The organism is Bowmanella sp. JS7-9 (assembly GCF_004329715.1).
In the GTDB taxonomy this organism is placed as follows: Bacteria; Pseudomonadota; Gammaproteobacteria; order Enterobacterales; family Alteromonadaceae; genus Pseudobowmanella; species Pseudobowmanella zhangzhouensis.
The window spans coordinates 1-6,995 of sequence record NZ_JXSY01000019.1; the positions used below are offsets into that span (position 1 = coordinate 1).

Annotated in this window: 5 protein-coding genes and 1 pseudogene; 1 reads left to right on the forward strand and 5 read right to left on the reverse strand. The window is 51.1% G+C overall.

The window, feature by feature from the left end:
* The 5 genes and pseudogenes from TK45_RS11415 to rapA all read right to left on the reverse strand — a co-directional run.
* Nucleotides 1-323 (reverse strand): annotated as a pseudogene (locus TK45_RS11415) (AmpG family muropeptide MFS transporter); the annotation flags it as partial.
* A gap of 57 nt (nucleotides 324-380) precedes the next feature.
* Entirely contained in the window at nucleotides 381-707 is a 327-nt protein-coding gene (locus TK45_RS11420) for a hypothetical protein (protein WP_131258918.1), read from the reverse strand.
* Nucleotides 708-879: 172 nt separating this feature from the next.
* A complete protein-coding gene (locus tag TK45_RS11425; RefSeq protein WP_131258920.1) occupies nucleotides 880-1,713 on the reverse strand; it encodes a DUF3530 family protein in 834 nt (277 codons plus the stop codon).
* Between the two features lie 12 nt (nucleotides 1,714-1,725).
* Nucleotides 1,726-2,418, reverse strand: coding sequence for a bifunctional tRNA pseudouridine(32) synthase/23S rRNA pseudouridine(746) synthase RluA (gene rluA / locus TK45_RS11430; RefSeq protein WP_131258923.1), 693 nt, complete (start codon nucleotides 2,416-2,418; stop codon nucleotides 1,726-1,728).
* A complete protein-coding gene (rapA, locus tag TK45_RS11435; RefSeq protein WP_131258926.1) occupies nucleotides 2,418-5,243 on the reverse strand; it encodes an RNA polymerase-associated protein RapA in 2,826 nt (941 codons plus the stop codon). The genes rluA and rapA overlap by 1 nt, the downstream gene beginning before the upstream one ends.
* A 301-nt stretch (nucleotides 5,244-5,544) precedes the next feature.
* On the opposite strand from rapA, the gene TK45_RS11440 reads away from it, so the two are divergent.
* Entirely contained in the window at nucleotides 5,545-6,942 is a 1,398-nt protein-coding gene (locus TK45_RS11440; RefSeq protein ID WP_131258929.1) for a PhoH family protein, read from the forward strand.
* Nucleotides 6,943-6,995: the final 53 nt, after the last annotated feature.

The following is a 6,995-nucleotide window of genomic DNA, read 5'->3' on the forward strand; positions in this document are numbered from 1 at the left end:
TGGCTGGGATCGACGCCCGCCAGACCCAGACAACCCAGAACAATACAAACCTGCATCAGCCAAATCCAACTGCGTCGCTGTCCCAACGCGCGGGCGAGGAGGGGGAGCCGAACACGGTCAATCAGCGGGGACCACAGAAAATTCACCGAATACACCACAAACACCGCACCAAAATAACCGATGGCACTACGGGTTAGGCCGGATTCCTGTAACCAGGCGCTCATTACTGAGCCAATCATGACCCAGGGAAAGCCGCTGGCGATACCGAAAACAAAGATACTGAGAAGAGGGCGGCTAAAGAATAACGAAATAGGATGACGCACGACGTATCCGCAGTGATTAAAAGGCCATTTGGCCATGTGATGATGGGGCGGTCAAGCCTAGGGGCGAATACCTATGCAATCCAGTGGACAGTAATAGCCCTCGTCTTCCAGAAACTGCAGACAAACAGACAGTTCATCTTTTAAATGACGGTCATTGGATAAGGTATCTTCCGGCCAGAAATGCATTTGGTGCAATACGTGCCAAAACACCCGTTCTTTCTGGGTGTAAGGGTAGTCAGGGCGCACCGCATGTTGATGCCATTCTTCAAGGGTATCCCAGAAGTACAGATCCAGTTCGCGATAGGGAATGCGTTGTTCCCAGAACCCTTTTAGGTAATACGCCAACTGCGGGGCTTTTTGATTAATAAACTGTTTAATGTTCACAATGTCCAGGTGCTCAGAAAGTCATCTTATGGTTGTTTTGTCTTTGCACAGCGCACGGTTAATAACGGAAAACAGCTAGAGTATAGCCCGCGATTGGAGTTTGTCTGTGGTCTGTCACATATTTGTAACTAGGCCATTGTAAACAAAGAATTTATTTCTGAACAAGGGTCAGTTACCAACCGAGACTTCTGACCCATCCATGAATTTCTTTTGCCAGCCAGTTGTATTGCGCTGGCTGGCTTGTATCCAGCCCACTGATATGACGCTGGCGATAATAGACTTTGAAGGTTTGCCGGGCGGCGATTTGACGTTTTTCACTGGTCATCATTGACCAGCTGTTGAAACGATCGGACTGAATATCCAGCAATGGAGTGCTCAACTGTCGGACCAGAGTGGGGATCTGTTGATTAAATTGCTGATGTGGCCAGTATGGACCAATGGCGACCAGCGCATCGGTATTGAAGCGATTTTCTGCGATGAGTTTGGTCATCCAGGCGGCGCTGACACCTTCACTGATAACCATTAAGAATCCTTTGAAATCACCAATTTGGTTGCGTAGCGCCTGCAGTTGTTCGATAAGCAGTGCCTCTTGCAGCGCAAATTGATTGTCGGGCATGCCGGCTTGCCAAGCAAAGCCTGCCAATGATTCGGGTATGTCTGGCGCGGATGACGTCGCACTTTGGCTCTGTTCATCCTGAGGGGGAGGGAAGTAGACGCGTGGCAAGGCCAGACTATAGGTTGTCCAACCCGCCTGATTCAATGAGTCCGCCATCCACTGTAATCGTCCGGCCGCAGACTCGCCCTCTTCGTTGAGCAAAATAACTACACCCAATTGCTGCACACTGGTGAAGGTCTGACGTAAAACCAGTAATTCTTTGTCGCCGGCAGAAATACTGATGTAGTCGTCACCAGCATGCTGCCAACGCAACATCTGGTTAAGCTCTTCCCGTGTCGTGGCCTGTGTATACAGGCTCACTAAGCACAATAAAATCAGTATGCTACGCATCTTTCACCTCTGTCAGAGGTTATCGGTAAATTCTGTCGGGACTTGATGGGCAAATGGTGGCCGGCAACGAAAGCACATGGACTCGCCCGTTGTGGGATGTTCCAGCATAAGTTCGGCGGCGTGTAATTGTAAATGCGGTGCGGCTGCGAGGGCTTGAGGGTGCGCATATAGTTTGTCACCCAGGATCGGGCAGCCCAGGCTAAGCATGTGCACGCGTAGCTGATGGGAGCGTCCGGTAACAGGTTTTAACTCAACCAACGCACTGTGCTGGTCGCGCCACAATACCTGATAATGGGTCAGTGCTTTTTTGCCCCGCTCAAAATCGACCATCTGCTTGGGGCGATTTGGCCAGTCACAGATTAGCGGTAAATCAACGCTGCCCTGTGGCTCTGCCGGATGGCCCCACACCCTGGCTAAGTAGCGTTTATCCGTCTGGCGAGTTTCAAATTGACGGGAAATGTGGCGATGAGCCGCCATATTCAGCGTCATCAGCATAATGCCCGAGGTGGCCATATCCAGACGATGCACCACCGTGGCGGTCGGAAAGACCCGCTGCACACGACGTTGCAATGAGTCCTGATGCTCGGGGGCTTTGCCGGGTACGCTTAACAAACCCGACGGTTTATTCAGTACCAGGATGTCATCATCCTGGTACAAAATCGTCAGATAAGGCGATAAGGGTGGGGCGTAATGCAACAGCGCCATTATTGGTGAGTATTCACAATCAGTCGAACCGCTTCTAACTCTACTTTAGCCTGATTGATTTCCACATCCAATAGCGCAATTTGCTCGGCCAGCGCGTGGATTTCTTCCTCGCGTATCGCGGGGTTCAATTCAGCCAGCGCTTTTAGCCGTTGTAATTCATCGCCGAGGATGCGCTGCATATCATTTTGAGCATGAATACGTACATCCTCTGCTTCGGTATCGCCGGCGCTGATGGCGTGCTCCAGTGACTGCTGAATTTGTGGTTGCAGGGCGGCCAGTAATTGCTTGCCGATTTGTTTATTTACCTTACGTAATCCCTGAAACTGCGGCGCATCCACCACGCCATTGATGTCCACGCAAATACGCACTGGAGTAGGCGGCAGGAATCGCGCAGGCTGCAAATGACGGGCAGCGTTGCAACTGACCACAAACAAACAGTCCAGCCAGAAATACCCCACCGGCAGTTCACGATTTTTCGTCAGCGCCATGGAGCTTTTGCCCACCGGCTCCATCAGTACCATATCCATGGCGTGCTGCACCATTGGGTGGTCATTGGTCAGGAACTGGATTTGCTCCATAGAGAGCGCGGCTTTACGTGAATAGGTAATGGTCATGCCCTCTTCATCCAGACCAGGCAGCTGACTTAGCATGGATTCACCGGGACGCAACAGGTAGCTGTGCTCGTCTTTTTCTTCCTGAATCACACCCACTGCGTCGAACAGGCTGGTCATAAAGTCGGCCAGACGACCGTTCTCGTCCTGACCCTGAATACGTTTGATAAATGACTCAATTTGTCCTTTACCCGAGGAATTCAGCTCCAGTAACTTGTCGCGCCCTTGTTCTAACTGTTGCTTAAATTGCTGGTGCAATTGTGCGGTCTGGGCGATCAGCTCATTGAGCATAGTTTCATCCTGTGGATTGAGCAGCGCCTGTTGCAACTGTTCCTGAACTTGCTCGTGCACTGCGTTCCCGGTCGGGCAGGTAAACTCGAAGGCCTGCAGGCCTTTTTCATACCAATCCAGCAGTACTTTCGACGCTGAGCGCGCAAAGTAGGGCACATGAATCTTAATATCAAAGCGTTGGCCAATGCGATCCAGTCGGCCGATGCGCTGTTCCAGCAAATCAGGTACCAGGGGTAAATCAAACAGCACCATATGGTGGGCGAACTGGAAATTGCGTCCTTCACTGCCAATTTCAGAACAGATCAGCACCTGGGCACCGTCTTGTTGCTGGGCAAAATACGCGGCTGCTTTATCCCGTTCGACGATGCTCATGCCCTCATGGAAAACGGCAGCACGGACAGCATGTTTGGTTTTGAGTAAATCGGCTAATTGCATAGCGCTGCGTGCATGTGCACAAATACACAGCACTTTATTCGGGCGCAATTCGGTTAATTGCGTAACCAGCCATTCAACCCTTGGGTCAAACTGCAGCCAGGTGTTAGCGAAGCGACTGTCGCGCTCCGGGGTCATTAACAGGTTAAGGTCATTCGTTTCCATCGCCTGATAATGTGCAGGCATGGGTAGTGGGTACTTACATAGCTGGCGCTGCGGAAATCCGCTGATTCCTGCACGGCTGTTACGGAATAACAGTCGGCCGGTGCCGTGGCAGTCCAGAATATGCATGATTAAATGCTCACGGGCCTTGGCCTCGTCCAGATTATCCATTAGCTCGGTTTGGTTGCCGACAAACGGTGCAATGGCTTTGAATTGCTTTTCGTTTGGTACCTCACCGCTCAGGAGGGGCTCAATGGCTTTCGCCAGCTTGGTATAGCCTTGTTCCTCTTTGATGAACTTTTTGTAGCTGTGGAAACGTTTCGGGTCGAGCAAACGCAAACGGGCAAAGTGGCTCTCGTGGCCTAATTGATCCGGTGTTGCAGTTAATAACAGTACGCCCGGGGTTTTGCGTGCAAGACCTTCGACCACAGAATATTCCTGTGATGGTTCGCCCTCTGACCAACGTAAATGGTGCGCTTCATCGACTACCATCAGATCCCAGTCGGCTTCCAGCGCCTGCTGGTAATAACGGCTGTTGTGGGTCAGAAAATCCAGACTACAGATCACCCGTTGTTCATCTTCGAACGGATTACCCCCTTCCTCTGCCACGGCTTCCAGGCGTTCTTCATCAAAAATTGAGAAACTCAGGTTAACCCTGCGCAGCATTTCAACCAGCCATTGGTGGACCAGTGAGTTGGGCACCACGATTAAAATACGGCTGGCGCGACCACTTAATACCTGTTGATGAATAATCAGCGCGGCTTCGATGGTTTTACCCAAGCCGACCTCATCGGCCAGCAATACTCTTGGGGCATGGCGCTGCCCGACACTACGGGCGATATGTAGCTGATGCGGGATCAAATCTACCCGAGCGCCGACAAAGCCCAGCAATGGTGACGTGGAATGATTAAATTGGTATTGCAAACACTGTTGACGCAAATCGAACCACTTGGGGCTGTCATACTGGCCACTGAAAAGGCGTTGCTGCGGTTTGCTTAACTTTAACTGATGGTCAATCAAGGTTTCACGCAGCTCGGCTTGCTCGCCGTTGTCGGTGCGTGTGCCGTAAAAAATAAACAAATTTCCCTGCTCACGGATATCTGCGATTTCCAGGTTCCAGCCCTGATGGCTTCCCACCACATCACCGGGTTGCAATGTCAGGCGGGTTAAAGGGGCACTGGCCGTGGCGTATACACGCACTTCGCCGTTTGATGGAAATAAAATGGAAACCTGGCGGTTATTGGCTTCGATAACGGTGCCGAGACCTAAGTCGGATTCTGTGTCGCTGAACCAACGCTGTCCGGGGGAAAAATGCATAACTTCACTCATCTTTTTGCGGGGGGCGGAGTATAGCCTAAATCGGCACAAACGGTAGGGCGAAAGCCAGTAAAAACGGACTAATCCGGCCTGTTTGCTCAGCAACTGTGCAGCTGGCCAACTGGGGTTGACTGAAGCGCAGGTGAATGTCAAAAAGTTGCAACAAAAAATCGGATGCATCGAAAAAAAAACCAGAGTAAGGTGGTGTTGTGAGCAAAACGATGGGCTCACCCACAGGCGCCGGATGTTCGCCAGCAACTTTTCTTTCTGCCAGGCGGGCACGTTGGCCATAGTCAGCTAGACGGAGTTGCGAATGCCAAGAAAAAAAGTCAGTGATCGGAAAATCTACGTTCTCGACACCAATATCCTGCTACACGAACCTTTTGCCTTTCTCTCCTTTAAAGAACACGACGTTGTGGTTCCCATGACGGTTCTGGAAGAACTTGACCACATAAAAGACAGCAAAAAAGACGTGTCCCGCGACGCACGCATTTCAATCCGGGCCATGGAAGATGCCCTGCACGATGCCACCCCGGAGCAGATTATTGAAGGGGTGACGCTGGAAGGGTTGGGGTCCGGGCAAGCCGCGCCGACCGGACGCTTATCGATTTATGCCGATTACAATATGAGTAAAGCCAACAGTGTCTTTACCAGTAATGAAAACGACAATCGTATTATCAACGCGGCGTTGTATCTGCAATCTCATAAAGCCCCTCGTCAGGTGGTATTGGTTACCAAAGATATTAATATGCGCCTTAAAGCCAAAGGTGCCGGCATGGTTAATGTGGAGGATTACCGCACTGACCAGCTGATTTCAGACATTAAGTATTTAAGCCGCGGTTATCACGAATTCCCCGGCCGCTTCTGGGACAAAATCAAATCGGTGGAAAGCCGTAGCGAAGGGCGCGATACCATTCATACGGTTGAGCGCTCTGTGCTGCCAGAAGCCTACATCAATGAATATTTTATTGATGAAGAGCGCGAATTTGCCGGCATGGTTGAGGGCATGGATGATAAGCATCTGGATATTCTCGACTTAGGATTTGAACGCATGATGTCGCGCAATGCCTGGGGAATTACGCCGAAAAATATCGGCCAGGCCATGGCGCTGCATGCCTTGTTGGATCCGCATATAGATCTGGTGATTCTGACCGGTCCTGCCGGTAGTGGTAAAACTCTGTTGGCGCTGGCGGCTGCACTGGAAATGGTGATTGAGGATAAGCTTTACGACAAGATTATCGTGACGCGCAGCACCCCGGAAATTGCCGAATCCATTGGTTTCCTGCCAGGTACCGAAGAAGAGAAAATGATGCCGTGGCTGGCCGCAATTACCGACTCGCTGGAGGCGCTGCATAAACATGATGTGAATTCTCATAGCTCGATGAATTACATCATGGAAAAGGCCAATATTCAGTTCAAGTCGATTAACTTTATGCGCGGCCGCAGCATTCAGAACTCCTTTGTTCTGTTGGATGAGTGTCAGAACCTTACTGCGTCGCAACTCAAGACCATCATCACCCGTTGTGGGCAGGGCACCAAGATTGTCTGCAGCGGTAACCTCGCGCAAATCGACAGTAACTATTTGTCGCCGCTAACATCGGGACTGACGTATCTGGTGGAGAAATTTAAAGACTTCTCCGGCAGCGCCACTATCAGTCTGGATGGGGTGGTACGCAGTCGTCTGGCGGAATACGCCGAACAGGTGTTGTAGTCAGGTGCAGCGCTGCTGCGTTACCATCGGCTAGACGAAAAAAAAGCACCCGA